23 protein-coding genes and 1 tRNA gene are annotated in these 20,493 nt (G+C 68.9%); 13 read left to right on the top strand and 11 right to left on the bottom strand.

The window, feature by feature from the left end:
• Position 1 precedes the first annotated feature (1 nt).
• The 6 genes from MK177_07670 to MK177_07645 all read right to left on the bottom strand — a co-directional run bounded on the left by MK177_07670 (position 2) and on the right by MK177_07645 (position 4,231).
• Positions 2-83, bottom strand: a tRNA-Leu gene (locus MK177_07670).
• Between the two features lie 38 nt (positions 84-121).
• A complete protein-coding gene (locus MK177_07665) occupies positions 122-739 on the bottom strand; it encodes an ATP-dependent Clp protease proteolytic subunit (GenBank protein MCH2427197.1) in 618 nt (205 codons plus the stop codon).
• A 27-nt stretch (positions 740-766) separates the two neighbouring features.
• Entirely contained in the window at positions 767-1,438 is a 672-nt protein-coding gene (gene rpe, locus MK177_07660) for a ribulose-phosphate 3-epimerase (GenBank protein MCH2427196.1), read from the bottom strand.
• Between the two features lie 9 nt (positions 1,439-1,447).
• Positions 1,448-3,214 (bottom strand): bifunctional isocitrate dehydrogenase kinase/phosphatase, encoded by a 1,767-nt coding sequence (gene aceK / locus MK177_07655; protein MCH2427195.1) that lies wholly within the window; start codon positions 3,212-3,214, stop codon positions 1,448-1,450.
• Between the two features lie 16 nt (positions 3,215-3,230).
• Positions 3,231-3,773, bottom strand: a complete 543-nt coding sequence (locus MK177_07650; protein MCH2427194.1) for a nuclear transport factor 2 family protein — start codon at positions 3,771-3,773, stop codon at positions 3,231-3,233.
• Positions 3,770-4,231 (bottom strand): nuclear transport factor 2 family protein, encoded by a 462-nt coding sequence (locus MK177_07645; GenBank protein ID MCH2427193.1) that lies wholly within the window; start codon positions 4,229-4,231, stop codon positions 3,770-3,772. The genes MK177_07650 and MK177_07645 overlap by 4 nt, the downstream gene beginning before the upstream one ends.
• A 43-nt stretch (positions 4,232-4,274) precedes the next feature.
• Between MK177_07645 and MK177_07640 the strand changes: the two genes are divergently transcribed.
• The 5 genes from MK177_07640 (at position 4,275) to MK177_07620 (ending at position 10,068) form a co-directional block, all read left to right on the top strand.
• Positions 4,275-5,450, top strand: coding sequence for a cysteine desulfurase-like protein (locus tag MK177_07640; protein ID MCH2427192.1), 1,176 nt, complete (start codon positions 4,275-4,277; stop codon positions 5,448-5,450).
• Positions 5,447-6,352 (top strand): SDR family oxidoreductase, encoded by a 906-nt coding sequence (locus tag MK177_07635; GenBank protein MCH2427191.1) that lies wholly within the window; start codon positions 5,447-5,449, stop codon positions 6,350-6,352. Before MK177_07640 ends, MK177_07635 begins: the two co-directional genes overlap by 4 nt.
• Positions 6,353-6,452: 100 nt before the next feature.
• The gene (locus tag MK177_07630; GenBank protein MCH2427190.1) at positions 6,453-7,709 is read left to right on the top strand and encodes a CoA transferase; all 1,257 of its coding nucleotides are present in this window, start codon (positions 6,453-6,455) and stop codon (positions 7,707-7,709) included.
• Positions 7,710-7,793: 84 nt separating this feature from the next.
• On the top strand, positions 7,794-8,828 hold the full coding sequence (gene selD / locus MK177_07625) for a selenide, water dikinase SelD (GenBank protein ID MCH2427189.1): 1,035 nt from the start codon (positions 7,794-7,796) through the stop codon (positions 8,826-8,828).
• Positions 8,829-8,877: 49 nt separating this feature from the next.
• Positions 8,878-10,068: an ecdysteroid 22-kinase family protein gene (locus tag MK177_07620; GenBank protein ID MCH2427188.1), complete on the top strand. Its 1,191-nt coding sequence runs from the start codon at positions 8,878-8,880 to the stop codon at positions 10,066-10,068.
• An 89-nt stretch (positions 10,069-10,157) separates the two neighbouring features.
• Here the strand turns inward: MK177_07620 and MK177_07615 are convergent, their stop codons facing one another.
• Positions 10,158-11,003, bottom strand: a complete 846-nt coding sequence (locus MK177_07615) for an enoyl-CoA hydratase/isomerase family protein (GenBank protein MCH2427187.1) — start codon at positions 11,001-11,003, stop codon at positions 10,158-10,160.
• A 118-nt stretch (positions 11,004-11,121) separates the two neighbouring features.
• Between MK177_07615 and MK177_07610 the strand changes: the two genes are divergently transcribed.
• The gene (locus MK177_07610) at positions 11,122-12,315 is read left to right on the top strand and encodes an amidohydrolase family protein (GenBank protein ID MCH2427186.1); all 1,194 of its coding nucleotides are present in this window, start codon (positions 11,122-11,124) and stop codon (positions 12,313-12,315) included.
• Positions 12,316-12,362: 47 nt separating this feature from the next.
• Positions 12,363-13,961, top strand: a complete 1,599-nt coding sequence (locus MK177_07605) for a hypothetical protein (protein MCH2427185.1) — start codon at positions 12,363-12,365, stop codon at positions 13,959-13,961.
• A gap of 116 nt (positions 13,962-14,077) precedes the next feature.
• Here the strand turns inward: MK177_07605 and MK177_07600 are convergent, their stop codons facing one another.
• Positions 14,078-14,302, bottom strand: coding sequence for an acetyl-CoA carboxylase biotin carboxyl carrier protein subunit (locus tag MK177_07600; protein MCH2427184.1), 225 nt, complete (start codon positions 14,300-14,302; stop codon positions 14,078-14,080).
• Positions 14,303-14,347: 45 nt separating this feature from the next.
• Between MK177_07600 and MK177_07595 the strand changes: the two genes are divergently transcribed.
• Positions 14,348-14,884: a GNAT family N-acetyltransferase gene (locus tag MK177_07595; GenBank protein ID MCH2427183.1), complete on the top strand. Its 537-nt coding sequence runs from the start codon at positions 14,348-14,350 to the stop codon at positions 14,882-14,884.
• 128 nt (positions 14,885-15,012) lie between these two features.
• Here the strand turns inward: MK177_07595 and MK177_07590 are convergent, their stop codons facing one another.
• Positions 15,013-15,567, bottom strand: coding sequence for a hypothetical protein (locus MK177_07590; GenBank protein ID MCH2427182.1), 555 nt, complete (start codon positions 15,565-15,567; stop codon positions 15,013-15,015).
• 99 nt (positions 15,568-15,666) lie between these two features.
• On the opposite strand from MK177_07590, the gene MK177_07585 reads away from it, so the two are divergent.
• The 5 genes from MK177_07585 (at position 15,667) to MK177_07565 (ending at position 19,102) form a co-directional block, all read left to right on the top strand.
• A complete protein-coding gene (locus tag MK177_07585) occupies positions 15,667-15,978 on the top strand; it encodes a helix-turn-helix domain-containing protein (GenBank protein ID MCH2427181.1) in 312 nt (103 codons plus the stop codon).
• Between the two features lie 429 nt (positions 15,979-16,407).
• Complete coding sequence (locus MK177_07580) at positions 16,408-17,535, top strand: SufD family Fe-S cluster assembly protein (protein ID MCH2427180.1); 1,128 nt, start codon at positions 16,408-16,410, stop codon at positions 17,533-17,535.
• Positions 17,532-17,891 carry a non-heme iron oxygenase ferredoxin subunit gene (locus tag MK177_07575; protein ID MCH2427179.1) on the top strand — a complete coding sequence of 120 codons (360 nt, stop codon included), beginning with the start codon at positions 17,532-17,534 and terminating at the stop codon, positions 17,889-17,891. The genes MK177_07580 and MK177_07575 overlap by 4 nt, the downstream gene beginning before the upstream one ends.
• Positions 17,888-18,706, top strand: coding sequence for a Fe-S cluster assembly ATPase SufC (sufC, locus tag MK177_07570; GenBank protein ID MCH2427178.1), 819 nt, complete (start codon positions 17,888-17,890; stop codon positions 18,704-18,706). The genes MK177_07575 and sufC overlap by 4 nt, the downstream gene beginning before the upstream one ends.
• Before the next feature lie 102 nt (positions 18,707-18,808).
• Positions 18,809-19,102 (top strand): 4a-hydroxytetrahydrobiopterin dehydratase, encoded by a 294-nt coding sequence (locus MK177_07565; protein MCH2427177.1) that lies wholly within the window; start codon positions 18,809-18,811, stop codon positions 19,100-19,102.
• Between the two features lie 100 nt (positions 19,103-19,202).
• On the opposite strand, the gene MK177_07560 is transcribed toward MK177_07565, so the two are convergent.
• Together MK177_07560 and MK177_07555 are read right to left on the bottom strand one after the other, a co-directional pair.
• Positions 19,203-19,610, bottom strand: coding sequence for a hypothetical protein (locus MK177_07560; protein MCH2427176.1), 408 nt, complete (start codon positions 19,608-19,610; stop codon positions 19,203-19,205).
• A 396-nt stretch (positions 19,611-20,006) separates the two neighbouring features.
• A complete protein-coding gene (locus tag MK177_07555) occupies positions 20,007-20,477 on the bottom strand; it encodes an SUF system NifU family Fe-S cluster assembly protein (protein ID MCH2427175.1) in 471 nt (156 codons plus the stop codon).
• Between the last annotated feature and the right edge of the window lie 16 nt (positions 20,478-20,493).

The following is a 20,493-nucleotide window of genomic DNA, read 5'->3' as shown; positions in this document are numbered from 1 at the left end:
GTGCGGACGGGGGGACTCGAACCCCCATGCCTCTCGGCGTCGGCTCCTAAAGCCGGTGCGTCTACCAGTTCCGCCACGTCCGCGCTCGGAAGCCTACGGGCAGGTGGTCGTCCGGTCGGCCTTAGTGCATTTCGCCGCGTCGCACGATCACCTGGTCGATGATCCCGTACTCCTGGGCCTCCTCGGCGGTGAACCAGCGGTCCCGGTCGCTGTCGGCCTCGATGGTCTCGACGGGCTGGCCGGTGTGCTCGGCGATCCGTTCCTGGAGCATCTTCTTCGTGTATGCCATCTGCTCGGCCTGGATGGCGATGTCCGACGCCTGGCCCCGGACCCCGCCCAGGGGCTGGTGCATCATGATCCGGGCGTGGGGCAGGGCGAAGCGCTTGCCCGGGGCACCGGCACACAGGAGGAACTGGCCCATCGAGGCGCCGAGGCCCATGCAGATGGTGCCCACCTCGGGGCCCACGAACTGCATCGTGTCGTAGATGGCCATTCCCGAGGTGACCGACCCGCCCGGCGAGTTGATGTAGAGCCAGATCGGCTTCTCGGGGTCCTGGGCCTCCAGGAAGAGCATCTGGGCGATGATGAAGTTCGCCACGTCGTCGTTCACGTCGGTGCCCAGGAAGACGATCCTGTCCTTGAGCAGTCGGTTGTAGACGTCGAACCGGCCGTGGTCGGGGCTGTCGTCGTCGGCGGCCAGCGCCGCGGACGGCTGAGGTGTCGAGAGGTAGGCGTTCATGTGGGCGCAGGGTAGCGGCGTGGTCGCTCAGCCCTGCGCCGCCTCGGCACGGCCCCGGAGGTCGGCCACGGCGTGCTCCAGACCCTCGGGGTCACTGAACAGGGCGCTGCCCGACACCAGCCGGTCGGCCCCGGCTGCCACCACGTCGGCCACCGTGGACGGCCCGATTCCGCCGTCGACCTCAAGTGCACAGTCGTAGCCGTCCAGCATGGTGGCCACCTCGGCCACCTTGGGTTCCATGGCACCTATGTAGGACTGTCCGCCGAAGCCCGGGTTGACGGTCATCACCAGGACCACGCCCAGGAGGTCGCGCACGTGGCGGATCACCTCGGCCGGTGTGTGTGGGTTCAGGGCGACCCCCGGGGTGGCCCCCAGGTCGGCGATGTGGGAGAGCGTCCGGTGCAGGTGGTCGCAGGCCTCGGCATGGACCAGCACGGTCGAACAGCCGGCGTCCACGTAGCGGTCGACCAGCCGGTCCGGGTCCACGACCATCAGGTGGGCCTCGAACTCCAGGTCGACCAGGTGGCGGGTCGAGGCGATGACGTCCGGGCCGAACGTCAGGTTGGGTACGAACACGCCGTCCATGACGTCCCAGTGGATGAGGTCCACGCCGGCCTTCTCCAGGGCGATGCACTCGTCGCCCAGGCGGGAGAAGTCGACGGGCAGGACCGATGGGGCGACGGCTATCGGGCGAGACACGGTGCGACCCTAACCGAGGGCCTCTGTGGGCCTGCGGCGGAATCTGAGGTCCTCGACGTACGGGTAGAAGTCCGGGAGGTCGCGGCGGGCCAGGCTGGCCTGGACCTCCTGCCAGAAGGCCGGCGTGTACAGGTCGGAGTGGACCTCGTCGAAGCGTCGCCGGACCTCACCGGACACGTCGCGTGGAAAGGTCATGAATGTCGGGAACTGTTCGGGGAAGACGTCGCCGGGCTCGATGGAGAACCACGGCTGGGGCCTCATCTCATCGGCCGGGTCGTCGGACTGCGGAATGGACCGGAACCGGCACTCCTCCAGGAGGGTCAGCTCGTCGTAGTCGTAGAAGACGACGTTGCCGTGGCGGGTCACGCCGAAGTTCTTGGTGAACAGGTCACCGGGGAACACGTTGGCCGCCGCCAGGTCCTTGATGGCCCAACCCCAGTCGATGGCCGCGGCCGTCGCCTTGGCGGTGGACATCTCCCGTAGGTACAGGTTCAGGGGGTACACCTGTCGCTCGGTGTAGACGTGGCTGATCACCACCTGGTCGCCGATCAGTCGTACCGACTCGGAGGTCGTCTCGAGCAGTTCCTCCAGCAGCTCGGGGTCGAACCGGTCCTTCTCGAACGAGAGGTTCTCGAACTCCCAGGCCTCGACCATCCGACCCACCCGGTCGTGGTTGTAGACGAGCGCGTAGCGACGCTTCACGGCGTCACGCGTGGTGTTCTTGGGTGGGTCGAACCGGTCCCTGATGATCTTGAAGACCACGTTGAACGAGACCAGCGTGAACACCGACATCACCATGCCGGGCGTGCCCCGAGCCCGGACGAACTTGTCGTGCGAGTGGTCGAGGTGGCGGTAGAGCGACCGGTAGAGGCTGGTCTTGCCGTGCTGGGGGAACCCGACGGCGGTGTAGAGCTCGGCCAGCGACTTCATGGGGAGCAGCGACTTGAGGAAGCCGACCAGCTCTGACGGGTTGGGCCACTCGACGAAGAAGTACGACCGGGTGAAGCTGAACAGCCTGCTGGCCTGTGACTCGGTCAGCAGCACGGTGTCGACCCGGAGGCCGTCGGGACCGTGGAGGATGGGGAAGACGATTGGCGTCACCCGGTTGAGCTGCCGGAGCCGGCCCACCAGGTAGGCGGCCTTGTTCCGGTAGAAGATGGGCCGCAGCATGTCGACGCCGTCGGCCTCGAGGCTGTCCCACTCCTCGATGAGGAAGGTGTCCATGCGGGCGGCCACCCGTCGCGCGTCGTCCTCCAGGTCGGCCCAGGGCGCCTCGAACTCGTAGGACTCCAGGATCTGGCGCACCATGGCCGACGTGTCCCTGACCCGGCTGGCCGTGGCGAACAGCTCGGCCCGACCCTCACCGCGTGGAACCGTGGTCGCCCCGAACCAGCGGAGTTCCACGTCGTTGTCCACACCGATCGTGGTGAAGGTCCGACGTGTCACCGAGTTGAAGAAGGTCTCGGCGAGGGTCAGGTCGGACCGGTCGGCGATCCGGCGCTTGTAGTGGTTCCGTGCCGTCCGCCAGGTTCCCCGTCCGTCAGCCACCCCGTCCAGCAGCGGTCGCACGCGGTCCACCGCCTGGACGACGCAGGAGCGGTGGAGGGCCAGCCGCTGCCGGGAGTCGGCGTCGTGCTCGGTCCACTCGCGCTGCGTGAAGTGTCGCTGGGCGCGACGGGAGATCTTCCGGAAGCCGGCGATGTAGTCCACGAAGCCAGCCAGGATCGTGTCGCCGATCTGGCGTCCGACCTGCTTGGAGAGGTCGTCGCTGGTCACTGTGGGGGAGTGCCGGTCATGGGCCTGCCTCGTCCCCCCCGGCCACCTGGAAGGCCTGCCAGGTCGGGTCCTCGTGGGGGAGGGTGCCGAGGCCGTCGTGGTGGCTGGGCCAGTCAGCGGGCGGGAGCCCCAACGGGTTGACGCCCACCTCGGCGCCGTAGAAGAGGCGGTGCAGCCGGCGCACGAACCGCCAGTCGCCCTTCACCCGCCGGTACGTGTCGTCGTACCGGATGGCCTGGTGGATCCAGCGGTCGCCGTCCTGGATCTCGGCCTTGCAGTAGACGTGGCCCGTGGCGTCGTCCGGCCCGCCCAGGTCGATCTGGTGGGTGCCGACGTTGAGCACCGTCGTGCCGACGGTCCTGAGCTGTCGGTCGAAGGTCTCCCTCAGGGCCTCGTGGCCCCTGGAGTCGCGTCCGACCCGCACGTCGGGGACGAACAGAGACACCAGGGTCTCGAGGTCGCGACGGTCGGTCGCGACCGCGTAGCGGGCGACCAGCTGTCGGATCTCGGCCTCGGCTACCAGGCGCTCGACGTCGGACATGCCGGCGGGCGTGCTCACTTCGCCGGTCCGTTCAGGCGTGCGTCCGCCCAGCCGCTGGGCGTGTAGCCGTCTATGCGGACCCGACGGGAGGCGAACAGCCAGGCGTCGCCCACCGGTCGGTAGGCATCCTGGTAGCGACCCCAGTGGTCGAGGCCGCGGTCGGTCATCACCGTGAAGTAGGCGTGGCCGGTGGCCTCGTCGCGGCCGGCCAGGGTGACGTGTAGGCCGGTCGTGTGGTGCTGGAGGAAGCGCGGACCGTCGCCGTCGCCGCCGTCGAGAATCGAGTCGCGGGTCCCGGTGAAGATCGTGCGGATCTGGTCCACGCCCTCGTAGGTGCGTCCGTCGCCGATGTCCATCACGGCGTCGTGGGCGAACAGGGCCATGACGCCGTCGAGGCGACCGCGGTCGCCGAGGGCGTTGTAGGCGGCCACGAGGCCACGGATCTGCTCTCTGGCATCCAGTTCCCAGGCCTCCACAGGGGTCCTCTCCGTTCGGTGTCGCCCACTAGCGTGCCCGACGGTGAACGACCTCCACGACATTCGGGACCGATTTCCCGGGGTGACCGGGGAATGGGCCCGTTTCGACGGCCCGGCTGGCACCCAGGTCGTGGATGCTGCGATCGATGCCGGCGCCGCCTGGCAGCGCAGCGGGAACAACGCCAACTCGCACGGTTCCTTCGCAGCGGCGGTGGCCTGCGACGCCCTGGTGGAGACGGTGAGCACCACCATGGGCGAACTGCTGGGCGCCGGTCCCGGCGGAATGGTCTTCGGGCCGAGCACCACGTCCAACATGATGGCCCTCACCCGGGCCATCGGTCGGGGGCTCGGGCCGGGCGACGAGATCGTCTGCACCACCCTGGACCACGACTCCAACGTGTCGCCGTGGCTGCTGCTGGCCCGGGACACGGGTGCCACCGTGCGCATGGCCGAGTTGGATCCGACCACCGGCCGGTTGCCGGTCGACGCGGTGACCGACCTGATCGGCCCGGCCACCCGGTGGGTGGCGGTGACCGGATCCTCGAACGCGGTGGGGACTATTCCCGACACGGCGGCCGTCACCGCGGCTGCCCACGCCGTGGGAGCCCGGGTGGTGGTGGATGGCGTCCACCTCACCCCGCACCACGTGGTCGATGTCGCCGCCATCGGGTGTGACGTCTTCACCACGTCGTCGTACAAGTGGTACGGCCCCCACGCCGGGGTCATGTGGGTGGAGCCCGACCTGCTGGACTCGATGGATGTCTACAAGGTGCGCCCCGCTCCGGACTCCGGTCCGGGGCGCCTGCAGTACGGCACGCCGTCGTGGGAGGCGCTGGCCGGGATCGACGCAGCGGCCCGCTTCCTGCTGGAGACCGGGATGGACAGGATCGTCGCCCACGAGGCGCTGCGGTTCGCACGCCTGCTGGACGGCCTGCACGGGATCGACGGGGTCCGGGTGGTGGGGCCACAGGACACCGTTGACCGGGCACCCACGCTGATGTTCGAGGTCGACGGCCTATCTCCAGTGGCGGTCGCTGAACGCTTGGCCACCGACCGGGTGGCGGTCTGGGACGGCCACAACTACGCCGTGGAGGCCATGCTCCCGCTGGGGCTGGACGCCGAGGCCGGCGCAGTCAGGGCCGGGATCAGCGTCTACACGACCGACGACGACGTCGACAGGCTCCTCGACGCCCTGCGTGATGTGGCGGCGTCGGGGTGACACGCCCCTCCGGGGAGGCTCCCTCCCAGTCCGAACCGTCCGGGGGGCTGGCACAGGGCCCGGAGCGGGTCCCGGAGATTGACGACTGGAGCCGCCTGCTGGACGGTCGGGTGGCCGTGGTGACCGGTGGTGGATCGGGGATCGGCAGAGCGATCTCCCGACTGTTCGCGGAGCACGGTGCCCTGGTCGAGATCGTCGAGATCGACCCCCACCGGGCGGCGGCCGCCGTCGAGGACATCGAGGCGACCGGTGGGACGGCACGGGTCCACGTGGTCGACGTGGCATCCGATGCCGAGGTCGAGGACCTCCGTGTCGCAGTCATGGGCGAGCATGGACGGGTCGACGTGCTGGTGAACAACGTCGGCGACTACCGGCCGCTGGTCCGGTTCCATGAGTCGACGCCCGAGTCGTGGCAGGCCATGTACTCGGCCAACCTGGAGCACGTCTTCAGGGTCACTAGGGCATTCCTGGAGCCGATGGTCGACGGTGGAGGCGGCTCGATCGTCAACGTGCACTCGGTGGAGGGAATGCGCGGCTTTCCCGGTGAACCGGTCTACGCGGCCATGAAGGCGGCAGCGGCCCACTTCACGACGTCGCTGGCCGCCGGCTACGGCCGAAAGGGGATTCGGGTAAACGGCATAGGGCCCGACCTGACCCAGACCCCCCAGGTCGACTACCTGTCCGACGGCGATGGGCACGACCACCTCTGGGAGGCGTGGGCACCGGTGGGTCGGCTGGGTTGGCCCGAGGACCAGGCACGGGTGGCCCTGTTCTTGGCCAGCGACATGTCGTCCTTCGTCACCGGCCACAACTTGCCGGTGGACGGGGGAACGCTGGCCGGTGGTGGCTGGTTCTTCTCGCCGGAGGTCGGGCGATTCGTGAACCGGCCGACCGGCCTGTGACGGCGGGCTTCTGACGATGGTGTGCCAGGGTTTCTGACGGATCGGCTTGTCTTCTGACGGATCGTCAGATCTATCACCGGATAGGGCAGACTGGCTCACGATGACTACTCAGAACGACGGGCCGAATGATGCCCCGAATGATGAGATCCTCCGGCCGTTGGATGGCGTACGGATCCTGGCCGCCGAGCAGATGGCGGCCCTCCCGTTCGCCACCCAGCTCCTGGCCCGCCTCGGGGCCGAGGTGGTGAAGGTCGAACACCCGGTGACCGGCGACAGCGGCCGTGGGTCCCAACCCTTCGTGACCGACCCCGACGGGCGCCAGATGGGTGCGACGTTCCTGCGGAACAACCTGAACAAGCGCAGCGTGGCCATAGACCTGAAGCACCCGGAGGGCATCGAGCTGTTCCTCAGGATGGCGCCCAGCTTCGACGTGGTCGGTGAGAACTTCCGGGCGGGCACCGCCGACCGTCTGGGCATCGGCTACGAGGCCGTCCGTGCCGTCCATCCGGCGGTCGTCTACCTCTCGGTGTCCGGCTTCGGCCAGGACCCACGCTCCCCCTACCGGGAAATGGGCGCCTATGCGGCGGTGGTCGAGGGCATGTCGGGCATCTACGAGTACAAGCGCGCCCCGGGCCGACCCCCTGCCGCCAACCCGGTCGGAGCCCTGGGGGACATCAGCTCGGCGTTGTTCGGCGCCGTGGGGATCCTGGCAGCCCTGCGCCACCGGGACCTGACCGGAACCGGCCAGCACATCGACGTCGCCATGCTGGACTCCACGGTCGCCATGACCGACATCGTCGCCAACTTCCAATCGATGGGAATCGAGCGGGAATGGGGGAGTGGGGTGGGCATCGTCGAGACCTTCGAGGCGGCCGACGGCCACTTCGTGCTGCAGTGCGTCAGGGAGCACCACTTCGAGGTCCTGATGGCCGAGATCGGTCGACCGGACCTGCTCGACGACGAGCGGCTCGCCACCCGTGCCGGTTGGCAGGACCATCTCGACGACCTCCTGCGACCGGCCATCGAGTCGTGGTCGACCGGCCGCACGCTGGTCGAGGTGGTGGGGACGCTGTCGGGTGCCGGCATCGCCTGTGGCCCCTCGCGGACCAGCGCCCAGGTGGTCGCCGATCCCCACCTGAGGGTCCGGAACATGTTGATTGAGACCCTGCCCAGCGCCACCGGCCAGCCCGTGCTAGTACCGGGAAACCCGGTCAAGTTGTCGGAGGTCCCCGAGGCCGCCGATGCCCGGGTTCCCTGGCTGGGCGAGCACACCGACGAGGTACTGGCCGCCGAACTGGGCCTGAGCGACGGACGCCTGACCGAGCTCCGGGAGCGTGGTGTCATCGGCGGCACCTGAGCCGCCGCCTACTCTTGCCGAAGACGGCTGTGTCCCGATCGGGACCGGTGATGGGAGCCCGTCCACGGGAGAGGGGGTGACGACATGGCGGAGACCCGCCGACTGACCCAGTTCAGCCACGGCGCCGGTTGAGGCTGCAAGCTCGCCCCGGGCGAGCTGGCGCACGTCGTGCGCCGCCTGGCACCCGTGACCGATCCCGACCTCCTGGTCGGGGCGTCCACCGGCGACGACGCCGCCGTGTGGCGCCTCGACGACGAGCGCGCCCTGGTGGTGACCGCCGACTTCATCACCCCGGTCGTCGATGACGCCCGCTCGTGGGGACGCGTGGCTGCGGCCAACGCCGTGTCCGACGTCTACGCCATGGGCGGCCGACCCCTGCTGGCGCTCAATCTGGTGGGGTGGAACGCCGCCGAGCTGTCTAACGACCTCCTGGTCGAGGTGCTCCTCGGCGCCGAGGAGATCGCATCCGAGGGAGGCTTCGTGATCGCCGGAGGCCACACCGTCGACGACCCGGAGCCAAAGTTCGGCCTGGCCGTGGTCGGCGAGGTCCATCCCGATCGGATGCTCACCAACACCGGCTTCCGGCCCGGCGACGTGCTGCTCCTCACCAAGCCACTGGGCGTGGGGATAATCACCACGGCCATCAAGCAGGGCAGTGCGTCCGACCAGGTGGTCGGCGCTGCCCTGGCCTCCATGACCCGACTCAATGAGGAGGCGGCACGGATCGCCGTCGAGGCGGGGTCCAGCGGGGCGACCGACGTGACCGGCTTCGGCCTCCTGGGGCACCTGGGCCGGGCGGCCCACGAATCGGGGGTCGACGTCACGATCGACGTTGCCGCCGTGCCACTGCTTCCCGGGACGCGGGAGCTGGCCGACGCCGGGGCCATACCGGGGGGAAGCCGGCGCAACCTGGCATGGGCCGACGAGCGCCTGGACCGCGGCGGATTCGACGAGGCCGAGGTAATGCTCCTGGCCGATGCCCAGACGTCCGGTGGCCTCGTGTTCGGCGTGGATCCGACCGGGGTCGACGCCGCGCTGGCCGCCCTGGCGTCGACCGGGCACGAGTCGGCCGTGATCGGCCTGGCCACGACCGGGTCCGGGCGGATCACGCTGGCCTGACATATCGTCGGCAGGTCGGCAGGTCGGGCCGTGACCTAGGGTCCGGCCGATGCCCAGGCGGCTGCCGATCCAGATTCCCCAGTCGGTCGAGGAGATCGACGCGGCCTGGTTGACCCTTGCGGTCCACTCCTCCGGCCTGGCCGGCGAGGCCGAGGTGGTCGACTTCCGAACCGGGAGCCCGGGTTCGGGTGTCGGCTTCCAGGGCCAGACGATCCGCGTGTCGCTGGACTGGAACTCCGACGAACTCGATGCACCCGACGTGGTGCTGGTCAAGTTCCCCACCGACAACGTGGGCAACCGGGGCCTGGCGGAGGCCGAGGGCGGCTACGACCGGGAGTTCGACTTCTACGAACGCCTCTCGGCCGACTTCCCCGTGCGGGTCCCGCGCCTCATCCACGCGACCCGTGACCCCGGGCCGTCGTTGGCGGCCCGCCGCCGCCGGGAACGGTTCGTCGACGGCCTACCACGCCCGGTCGTGAAGTTCATCGGCCGCCATGCACGCAAGCTCATCCGGGCCACAAGGCGGCGCTACGCGCTGGTCCTGGAGTACATCCCCGATGCACGGATCACCACGGCCCAGGACCTCCCGCCGGCCGAGGACCTCTCCGCCATCCTCCGCGCCCTGGGCCGCATGCACGCCCACTACTGGCGCTACCCCGGGCTGGCCGACGACTCGATAGTCGAGTGGTCGATGGTCACCCAGATGCCCAACGTCATGCACGGCCTCTACCGGGCCTGGCGGGACGAGGTGGTGGAACGGGAACCCGAGGTGTTCACCGACGGGTTCATGCGGCACGCCGACTGGTTCGGCGACCACATAGTCGGCCTGGTCGACCACCTGAACGAGCCGCTCTCGATCCGCCACGGGGACTGTCGGACCGACAACATGCTGTTCACCGACACCGGGCTGGTGATGGTCGACTTCGGCGTGTCCGGATCCGGACGGCCCGCCGGCGACGTCGCCTACCTGCTCTCGGAGACCATCCCGCCCGGGCCCGGCGCCCGGGCCACGTTCCTGCGGTTGTGCCGCGAGTACCACGACGGCCTTGTCGCCGCCGGGGTGACCGACCATCCACTCGACGAGTTCCTGAACGACTGCGACATCGTGCTGGCCGTGCAGGCCTACCGGGTGGTCCTCATCGAGGCGGCGTACGAGGCCGACTACGACGGCGAGTCGCTCGCCCACCTCTGGGGGCCCAGGCTGCGGCCGCTCCTGGCCGACGGGCTGCCGAGGTTCTGAGGGCCGGGGTCGCCCTCGAGCCGAACCCGGGTCTGCGCACCAGGGCCCGCGGCCCGGTGTCGGCGGCCCCGGGAACGACCCTGTCGGTATCAGCGGATCCGAGGATCCACCCGGTTGCCTGAGGTGAACTCCTCGGCACCTGAGCGCAGTGCGTCCTTGTCGGTTGCGGTGCTGAGCAGGGCGGTGGCGACCGAGCGGCCACCGAGGCGTCCGAGGTCCTGGGCGGCCCAGATGGCCCGGAGCGTGCCCTGCACGGCCCACGGCGGGTTGGCCGCGATGGAGGCGGCCAGGCGGGCAGCGGCTCCGGCCAACTCGGCGGCCGGGACCACCTCCGTGACGAGGCCCATGCGCAGGGCGGTCTCGGCCGAGATGCGCTCGGCGCTGCCGGTCAGCGACATGCGCATTACCTCGCCGAACGGCATGCGGGGGAGCATCTTCATTGGCTCGTAGATGGCCGGCATGCCGTAGCTGACGTGCGGATCGAAGAACGTGGCGTGCTCGGCGGCAATCAGCACGTCACACTCGCCGAGGAGGTAGAAGGCGCCTCCGCAGGCCATGCCATTGACCGCACCGATGACCGGCTTCCAGAGGTCGTTGGACTTGGGCCCCAACCAGTCGCCGGGGTCGTCGTACATGAAGTTGTTGGATGTGCCGTACAGCGCCGGGGAGTCCTCCATGGCGGTGAACGGCTCGTCACGGTCGATGCCGGTGCAGAACGCCCGATCGCCGCTTCCGGTGAGCACCACCACACGGACGGTGTCATCGGACCTGAGCGTGGCCCAGAGGTCCCGGAACTCCCGTTGCATGGCGGCCGTGAAGGCGTTGGCCGCCTCCGGCCGGTTCAGGACGACCGTGGCCACGTGGTCGGCGACCGTGACGTGGAGCGTCTCGTAGGCGGCCTCGTAGGCGCTCTCGTCGGCTGATGGGTCGGCCACGGCACGAACCCTAGTGCTGCGCCCCGTTCGGCCCCGGTCCCTGATGGTCGGTACTGTCGTGCCCGGCCGGCAGCGAACCGCTCGGGTGGTTGCGTCGGATCATTACGGGGAGCTACCGATGACCGACGACCTGGGCTACCGGCCCTTCGACTGCGACAACCACTACTACGAGGGTGTCGACGCCTTCACCCGCCACGTGCCCGCTGAGATGCAGCCCAGGGTCGTCCAGTGGTGCGAGATGGACGGGCGGAGGTACCACGTCGTCGGCGGCAGGGTCAGCCACGCCGTGGTCAACCCGACCTGGGATCCGATCGCCAAGCCCGGGGCGCTCTACCAGTACTTCCGTGGCAACCCCGATGGCAAGAGCCCACTCGAGCTCCTCCGCGACCGGGAGCCGCTGCCCGCCGAGTACATCGACCGTGAGGCGCGGCTGCGGACGGTCGAGGCGCAGGGCCTCGAGGCGGTGTGGCTGTTTCCCACGCTCGGCGTGCTCTACGAGGAACTCCTGAAGGAGGACACCGAGGCGGTGGGCGCCCTCATGGTCGGCTTCAACCGGTGGCTCCAGGAGGACTGGGGCTTCGCCCACGAGAACACGATCTTCGCCGCTCCGTACCTTTCGCTGGCCGACCCCGACCTCGCCGTCCGGGAACTCGAATGGTGCCTGGACAACGGCGCCAGAACCGTCGTCATGCGGCCGGCCGCCGTGCAGACCGCCGCCGGGCCACGCTCGCCCGCCGACTGGACGTTCGACCCGTTCTGGACCCTGGTCAACGATGCGGGCATCACGGTCGTGATCCATGCCGGCGACAGCGGCTACAGCACACAGGGTTACGCCGACGACGGGTTCTCGTCGCAGATGGCGAAGGTGACGAGGGTGTCCCGGCCCTCGATCAAGGCCTTCAGCATCGAGCGGGCCGCCCACGACTGGCTGATCACCATGTCGATGGAGAAGATGTACACGCGTTTCCCGAACCTGCGGGTCGCCAGCGTGGAGAACGGCTCGGACTACCTGGCGCCCATGTTCCGCAAGTTGCGACAGCAGGCTGACAAGTCCCCCCACTGGTACGACGAGGACCCTGTGGCGCTCTTCCGGGAGCACGTCTGGATGAACCCCTTCTGGGAGGACGACGTGTACGAGATCGTGGACCTCATGGGCGCCGATCACGTGATCTTCGGATCGGACTGGCCGCACATCGAAGGGCTGCCCGCCCCTCTGGACTTCTTGTCGGAGGTGGAAGACCTTTCCGACGAGGATCGCCGGCTGGTGTTGCGGGACAATGTCCGGGCGCTGACCGAGCTCCGGCCCGCCTAGCGCCTGCATTCACCGAGACCGGCATCCACTGGGAGGAGCGACGGACCATGGGGGAGTGGGAACCGGAACTCGGTGAGCTGCGCCAGCGCGAGGCGATGGCCGAGCAGATGGGTGGTGCCGACAAGGTCGCCCGGCAGCACGAGCGGGGCAAGCTCGACGTGCGACAGCGGATCGGGGCCCTGCTCGACGACGGGTCGTTCCACGAGATTGGCAAGATCGCAGGCAGCCCCACCTACGACGAGAACGGTGATCTGGTCGACCTTCGGGCCGCCAACTTCGTGTTCGGACGGGGTCTGATCGACGGGCGGACCGTCGTGGTGGCCGCCGACGACTTCACCGTCCGGGGCGGGGCGGCCGACGCGGCGATTGTCGGCAAGCAGATCGCGGCCGAGCAGATGGCCGGCGAGCTACGGCTGCCGATCATCCGCCTCATCGATGGCACCGGCGGAGGCGGGTCGGTCAGGACGCTGGACACCGACCCCTCCAAGAAGGTCTCCAGCGGTGACGGCGGCTACGGGCGCGGTGCCCGCACCTACGTCCCGATGAACCCCGGTTGGGAACACGTGGTGGCCAACCTGGCCGTGGTGCCGACCGTGGCACTCTGCCTCGGGTCCGTGGCCGGCCTTGGAGCTGCCCGTGCCGTGACCAGCCACTACTCGCTGATGGTGAAGGGCATGTCGCACCTTTTCGCCGCCGGACCGGTGGTGGTCAACCGCATGGGTGGCGAGCAGGTCGACAAGGAAGACCTCGGGGGAAGCCGGATCCACACCCGGAACGGCAGCATCGACGACGAGGTCGGAAGCGAGGAGGAGGCCTTCGGGCGGGCCCGGAGGTTCCTGTCCTACCTGCCGTCATCGGTGTACGAGCTGGCAGAGCGGGGACCGTGCACGGATGATCCGAACCGCACCGATGCCGACCTGGCGGACTTGGTGCCCCGGGACCGCCGGCAGGTCTACCGGATGCGGTCGATCATCGACTCGGTGGTCGACGAGGACAGCTTCTTCGAGCTCGGAGCGTCCTTCGGTCGATCGGCCGTCTGTGGCCTGGCACGGCTGGACGGCTGGCCGGTGGCCATCCTGGCAGGCGACCCGTACCACTACGGCGGTGGTTGGACGGCCGCCTCGTCGCAGAAGGTCACCCGGTTCGTCGACCTGGCCGAGACGTTCCACCTCCCGGTCGTCCACCTGGTGGACAACCCGGGCTTCGTGATCGGTACCAAGGCCGAACAGCAGGCCACCATCCGCCACGGAGCCCGTGCTCTGGCCGCCGTCTACCAGGCCACCGTGCCGTGGTGTTCGGTGCTGGTGCGCAAGGCGTTCGGGGTCGCCGGCGCAGCACATTCTCCGGGGCACCGCTTCCAGTACCGCTACGCCTGGCCCTCGGGCGACTGGGGCTCGCTGCCCGTCGAGGGTGGCGTGGAGGCGGCCTACCGGTCCGACCTGGAGGCGTCCGACGACCCCGAGGCCCTGCTGGCCGAGATCACCGAGCGCCTCAACAGCGTGCGATCGCCATTCAGGACCGCCGAGGCATTTCTAGTCGAGGAGATCATCGATCCGGCCGACACACGACCGCTGCTCTGCGAGTTCGCCAACCTGGCGGCGCCGTTGCGAACTCCCGGTCCGGTGGGCAGTCCCTACCGGCCCTGACGCTCGCCACCCGGTATTGCGCCGGCAGGGATCGGGTAAGGCCGTAAGGCTGACTCCATGATGGCAATCGGGTAAGGCCGTAAGGCTTTCTCCATGATGGCAACCGGATCAGGCCGTCAGGCTGTCTCCACGGTGGCCACCGGGTCATCCTCGGAGACCTGGTCGCCTTCGCCCACCTGCAGGACGGTCACCGTCCCGTCCTCCGGGGACTCGACTGGGATCTCCATCTTCATGGACTCCACGATCAGGATGGTGTCGCCGGCAGCCACGACGGTGCCGGGTCCTGCCACGACCTTCCACACCACGCCGGTCACGGGTGACTCGAGTTGGATCTCCGCCATCGGCCGAGTTCACCAGCATCGGAAGGCTGATGCCACGATGGGGCGATGTCGATCCACCGCGGGGCCTGCCCGACGCTCGAGACCGACCGCCTGGTTCTGCGCCCATTCCGGGACGATGACGTGGACGACTACTTCGCCGTGCTGGACAGCCCGGAGGTGCGACGCTGGCTGCACCTCCCGGAGAGCCTGGACCGGAGCAACGCCTGGCAGCAGATGGCCGGGTTCCTGGGCCAGTGGGTGCTCCGGGGAACCGGACAGTGGGCGCTGGAGGAGCGGTCCACGGGAGTCTTCCTGGGCCGGGCAGGCCTCCACCGTCCCGAGCGTCCGGACTGGCCGGGCGTGGAAGTCGGCTGGACGCTCCATCCCGACCACTGGGGGAGGGGCTACGCCACGGAGGCCGGTGCCGAGGCCATCCGGTACGCATTCGAGGAACTGGACCTGGACCGGATCTTCTCGTGCATCCTCCCCGACAACGGCGCATCCCAGGCCGTAGCCCGACGGCTGGGCATGGAGCTGCTGGAGGAGCGCACCATGGCGTTCTTCCCGTCGGCCCCCCACGGCATCTGGTCCCGAGCCCGCTGAGCCTGGTGTCGGAGTCCCGGGGCGGTGGTGGAGGGCCCCGTCGGGAGCCGTGGGTCGTAGGGATCCGTCGCTGGTCAGGATCGGTCGGCAACTCAGGATCGGTTAACAACTAGCGATTCGTCAGCAACTCACGATCCGTCAGTGAGAGGTATGGAACGCCCGTCGGTGGTCTCGACGTGGACGTCTGTGCACCCCAGGCTGCGGACCAGCCGCAGCCGGTCGGCGCCGAGGACGGTCCGGATGGGGCTGGTGACGGCCATCCCGTCGGTGGCCCACGAGTCGAACCGGTAGATGGCCCCGGTGGACGGCCGGAGGAGCCATGCCTTGGCCCGACCCTCGCAGGACCGGACCACGGCGACATCGCCCGGCCGGCCGATCTGGTACGTGCTGTCCATGTATGTGACCACGGGGCCGCCTTCCATGACGAGCGGCGGCGGATCCGGGAGGGGCTCCTCGTCGCCGGTGGTCCGGTAGAAGGCCAGGGCGGCGGTCGCGACGATGACGGCACCGGTGGTGAGGAAGGCGATAGCGGTCCATCGACCCGGACCCGTCGGAGCCGAGCGGATCCGGGCCCGCATGGCGCGGTCCGACCTTGCCGGGGCCGATCCGTCGGGTGGGCCGGCACCGTCCTGTCCCTGCCCGTCCGCCTCCGTATCGACGTGCGGCATCTTCCTGGTGGACACGACGGCGACCATACCGCCGGCGGGTCCGGACCCTCCAGCGCCGAACTCATGGTGCCGTGTGATCTACCGGGGGGTCGAAAGGTATGTAAAATCATCAGAATGATCGCAGGGGTGGTGGGCACAGAGGCCGCAGGTGGACACCCTGATGACGGGGACCCGGGGTCCGGTGGCTTTGACGGAACGGCCCGGACCGGGGTGGATTCCGGTGGCCATCCTGACTGGATGAGCACCGACGAGGTGGCCCACCGCCTCGGCGTGGCGACCAAGACCGTCTACCGCCTCATCGATCGTGGCGAACTCCGCGCCTTTCGGATCGGAAGGGTCATAAGGCTGAAGTCGGGTGATGTCGAGGCCTATGAGGCCTCCTGCGAGATCCGGCCCGGGAGCCTCGGCCACCTCCACCTGCCCTGATTGGTGCTCTGACTGCTGCGCTGACTGGTGCCCTGGCTGGGGGTGATCCCGGCGGGTTCCAGGGCGCTGAGGATTACACCTACGCCGGTAGGGTAAATCCCGGTCCGCGGGCTGTGCCCACGAACCACGACCGCCCGTCCACCCGAGATGTCCGACACCCCCAGGGGTAGTCGGTGAGGTACCGCCCTGAAAGCCTTCACCGCAGAGGTTTCGGCCGGACTGCCCGGGCCGGAGTGGCTAGCCGAGGTCCGTCGGACGGCCTTTGTCGGCCTGGACGACGTCGATCCTCCCAGCCCTGAGGAAGAGGTCTGGCGATACTCCCGGATCGGCGACCTCGACCTTGACGGGTTCGCGCCGCTGAAGCGTCAGCGCGCCTCGAACACCCTCGTCGAGCGTGACCTGTCGGCCTTCGGTGAGATCGCAGGCGTCGTGGTCATCCGGAACGGCTGGGTGGTGGACAACACGCTGGACACCCGTATTGCCGAGGCCGGGGTGACCATCGGACCCATAGCCGACCTCGTCGACGGTGCCGACCACCTCGGGTCGGCCATCGACTTCCCGGTCGACCTCTTCGGCCACCTCAACCGGGCCTACGGGCCCGAGCCCGTGGCCATCGTGGTGCCCGACGGCGTCCAGGTGGATGCTCCCGTCGTGGTCGTCGTCCTCACCGATGCGGATGCCTCGGCGGTTTTCCCCCGGGTGATCGTGAGGTGCGGAGACGGAGCGACCCTGACGGTGGTCGAGCTCCACACGTCGACCGACGTCGGATCGCTGGTCGTCCCGGTACTGGAGGCCACGGTCGGTCGGGACGGCCACCTCCGCCACGCCCTGGTCCAGGAACTGGGCCCGCGGGTGTGGCAGCTGGCCCACCAGGCCTTCCAGGTGGGGCAGTCGGGCACCGTCGAGGCGTTCACCGCCGGCCTCGGAGGCGAATACGCCCGGACCCGCATCGACTGCCGGCTGGTGGGGCGGGGGGCCGAGGGACGGCTGGCCGCCGCCTACTACGGCGAAGGCGACCAGACGCTGGACTTCCGTACATTCCAGGAGCACGCGGCTCCCGACACGACGAGCGATCTGTTGTTCAAGGGAGCTCTCGACGGTGCCTCCCACTCGATCTACTCGGGCCTCATCCGGGTCCGCCCCGAGGCGGTACGCACCAGGGCCCACCAGACCAACCGGAACGTCAAGCTCTCCCCGGATGCCTGGGCCGAGAGCGTGCCCAACCTGGAGATCGAGACCGACGACGTCGTCTGCAGTCATGCCTCGACCGTGTCGCCTGTCGACGAGGACCAGCGGTTCTTCCTGGAGAGCCGGGGCGTGCCGACCCGGGTCGCCGAGCGCCTCCTGCTCGAGGGCTTCTTCCAGGACGTGGCCGACGCGGCACCGGTGTCCGCCGTGGCCGGGATCCTGCGCGAGGCACTGGCCGAGAGGCTCGACCGTAGGACCGGACCCGAGTTCTCGAAGAATGGAAATGGTTCGGCGGCATCCGATTCTCGTCCCGGGGGAGCCGGTCCTGCCGCTGCGGATTCGGATACTTCTGAAGGAGACGCGGCATGAGCGGCGTTCGGGTCTGTGGGTGGTCCGAGCTGGTCGACGGTGCGGCCCGTCGGGTGGTCGTCGACGGCCGGCCGGTTGCCCTGGTGCGCATCGGCGAGAGGGTGCACGCCATCGACGACGTCTGCAGCCACGCCGAGGTCTCGTTGTCGGAGGGGGACGTGGACGTCGAGGAATGCGCCCTGGAGTGCTGGAAGCACGGCAGCCTCTTCGACCTGGAGACGGGGGAGGCCCTCACGCTGCCCGCTATCAAGCCGGTGGCCGTGCACGAGGCCAGCGTGGACGGCGATGACGTGGTCGTCCAGCTGAACGAGACCCACCGGGACGGGGCTCATCCGGACGAACGGGCCGGCCGATGAGCGAGCGGGTGCTGCGGATCGAGGGCCTGGCCGCCAGCGTCGGCGGGACCGACATCCTCCACGGAATCGACCTCGAGGTCCGGCCCGGAGAGGTGCACGCCGTGATGGGACCCAACGGGTCGGGCAAGTCGACCCTGTCACACGTGCTGATGGGTCGCCCAGGCTACGAGGTGACCAGCGGTTCGGTCACCCTCGACGGCGTCGACCTGTTGTCGCTGCCCACATGGGAGAGGGCCCGGACCGGCCTGTTTCTGGCCCTCCAGCACCCGACCGAGGTCCCCGGCGTGAGCCTCGAGTCGGTGGTGACCGAGGCGGCCCGTGCCGCCGGACGCGTCACCGACGGCATCTACGAGCTGCTGGCAGCCGAGGCCGAGCGCATCGGCTTCGACGAGCGGTTCCTGTCGCGGCCGGTCAACGTTGACCTCTCCGGTGGCGAGAAGAAGCGGAACGAGGCCCTCATGATGGGGGCACTCGGGCCTAAGTACGCGGTCCTGGACGAGATCGACTCCGGCCTGGACGTGGACGCGCTGGCCGCCGTAGCGCGCCGGATCCAGGAGGCCACCGACGAGGACGACCTCGGCGTCCTGGCCATCACCCACTTCAGCCGACTACTGGAGGTGCTGGAACCCGACCGGGTGCACGTGCTGTCCCAGGGGCGGATCCACACCAGCGGCGGACCGGAGCTGGCCGCTCGCCTGGAGGCCGAGGGCTACAGGGGCGTGCTGGGCGCTGCTGGTACGCCGGTCGACCTGCCGCACCTAGGTTCGCACGAGGCGGGATTCGGCGAAGACCCGTTCGCCGACCCGCTGGGCTGACCCACTGGTCGCGCTCCACGGCAGGACATGACCCTGCTGGCCCGACCCGTTCGTCGATCCGCTGGGCTGACCGGGTCGGTTCTCCACGCATAGGGTCGCCACATGGCCGATAGGACTCTGCTGGACCCCGAGGAGCGCTCCGACCTCGCCGCTCGCCTACCGGAATGGGTGCTCGAGGGCGAGCACCTCCGTCGGACCTTCACGTTCGCCGATTTCGCCGCGGCGTTCGCCTTCATGACCCAGGTGGCCGCCATCGCCGAGGAGCTTCAGCACCATCCCGACTGGTCCAACTCGTGGAACCGGGTGGACGTCGCCGTCACCACCCACAGTGCCGGTGGCCCGACTCGCCTCGACGTGGCATTCGCCGAAGCGGTCGACCGACTTCCCACACCCTGAGACGGCCTCCACGGAGTAGTCGGTGGGTTGCCTGTCTCTCGGGAAGGTGTTCACCGACCTCCCGGGCTAGCAGGGTGGTTTGGTTCCTGCTCGCGTTGAACTATTTCCACTCCCAGAGATCCCAGGATGCGTCACCGCTTGCATCGACCTCCCAGTCGTAGACGACTGCGACGCCATTCAGGGACGAGAGAGATGGCGCAGCAGAATCGAAGTACACGACCCCCCTGAACGAAAACCCGCCGTCAGCTGTTGGGGATCCGATTCCGGTAGCTCGGAATGTGGCTACTCCATCTGCTGCCAATACCACGCCAGAGTTTGGGCACTCGCCGTAGAAGGAGCCGTCAGCTCTCATCGTCGCCGAGTACGTTGCAAAACTGGTCACTTCAGCACCAGCAAGGGTTCCGGACAGACCACTGGCGACCGTTTCAAACGATGGATACCCGCCTACGGCTGGGAGGGCTTTCATCGAGGTGGGCCCTGAAAGGGAGCCGACGTTTTCACCCAACATGTTTTGTCTCCTCAATAGAGTCCGTTGTCACAACCGTGTTCACAGTAGGTGCCGAAACTCTGAGCCGATGTGTCGGCGTTTCTTTCGCTGAGGCACATGGGAGTAGTCGCCACCGCCGAAGTGCTGGACGCACCGGCCTGAGTTTTCGGGCCGGGCGACGCAGGGGCCGACCCAGGCGGTCGGCGGTCGTGGTGGCCGGTGCGACCTCCCTGGGCGCCTCCACCTCGGCTCCGTAACCGAGTGCCATGAGCCCGATCGCCAGAACGGCTAGAACAGCCTTCCGGTGTTACCGCATCCGGACCCGTTCCCTCGGCCATGTCGGATCCTCGGTCGAACCGTCGGCCGACGAGTGCGGCACGGGCCTGTGGGGGCGTAAAGCAGGCGCCTCGGCCGGGATCAGGCGTCGGCCTGGTCGAGCACCTGGTCCAGCGTGTTCCAGCCCAGCGTGGCGCACTTAATGCGCACCGGGAACTTCACCACGCCACGGAGTGCCTCCAGGTCGCCCAGGCCGGACGAGCCCGGACGCTGGTCGGACGGGCCCGCCTCGCCGTCCAGGCCGTGTTCGTGGATCGACATCATCTCCTTGAAGGAGCGCAGCACCTCGCGGGCCTCGTCCGGGGTCCGTCCGACCACGGCGGCGCTCATCATCGACGCCGACGACTGGCTGATCGAGCACCCCTGCCCACCGATTCGGATCTCGGAGATCAGACCATCATCTACCAGCAGGTACACCTGGATCTCGTCGCCGCAGAGCGGGTTGAAGCCCTCTGCCATCAGCGCCGGCGGGGTCTCCAGTTCGCCCCGGTTCCGGGGGCTCCGGTAGTGATCGAGGATGACCTCGCGGTAGAGGTCGTCGAGTCCGGCCACGGGCATGTCCTCCTGG

The sequence above is a fragment of the Acidimicrobiales bacterium genome (assembly GCA_022452145.1).
Lineage (GTDB): Bacteria > Actinomycetota > Acidimicrobiia > Acidimicrobiales > MedAcidi-G1 > UBA9410.
This window is presented reverse-complemented; position numbering and strand designations above follow the sequence as displayed.

Excerpts from the sequence above, each read along its gene's own strand:
- sufC (MCH2427178.1), top strand. The coding sequence starts at position 17,888 with ATGAGCGAGCGGGTGCTGCGGATCGAGGGCCTGGCCGCCAGCGTCGGC.
- MK177_07620 (MCH2427188.1), top strand. The coding sequence starts at position 8,878 with ATGCCCAGGCGGCTGCCGATCCAGATTCCCCAGTCGGTCGAGGAGATC.
- MK177_07600 (MCH2427184.1), bottom strand. The coding sequence starts at position 14,302 with ATGGCGGAGATCCAACTCGAGTCACCCGTGACCGGCGTGGTGTGGAAG.
- MK177_07630 (MCH2427190.1), top strand. The coding sequence starts at position 6,453 with ATGACTACTCAGAACGACGGGCCGAATGATGCCCCGAATGATGAGATC.
- MK177_07575 (MCH2427179.1), top strand. The coding sequence starts at position 17,532 with ATGAGCGGCGTTCGGGTCTGTGGGTGGTCCGAGCTGGTCGACGGTGCG.
- MK177_07595 (MCH2427183.1), top strand. The coding sequence starts at position 14,348 with ATGTCGATCCACCGCGGGGCCTGCCCGACGCTCGAGACCGACCGCCTG.
- MK177_07610 (MCH2427186.1), top strand. The coding sequence starts at position 11,122 with ATGACCGACGACCTGGGCTACCGGCCCTTCGACTGCGACAACCACTAC.
- MK177_07565 (MCH2427177.1), top strand. The coding sequence starts at position 18,809 with ATGGCCGATAGGACTCTGCTGGACCCCGAGGAGCGCTCCGACCTCGCC.
- MK177_07585 (MCH2427181.1), top strand. The coding sequence starts at position 15,667 with ATGATCGCAGGGGTGGTGGGCACAGAGGCCGCAGGTGGACACCCTGAT.
- MK177_07560 (MCH2427176.1), bottom strand. The coding sequence starts at position 19,610 with ATGTTGGGTGAAAACGTCGGCTCCCTTTCAGGGCCCACCTCGATGAAA.
- MK177_07665 (MCH2427197.1), bottom strand. The coding sequence starts at position 739 with ATGAACGCCTACCTCTCGACACCTCAGCCGTCCGCGGCGCTGGCCGCC.
- MK177_07605 (MCH2427185.1), top strand. The coding sequence starts at position 12,363 with ATGGGGGAGTGGGAACCGGAACTCGGTGAGCTGCGCCAGCGCGAGGCG.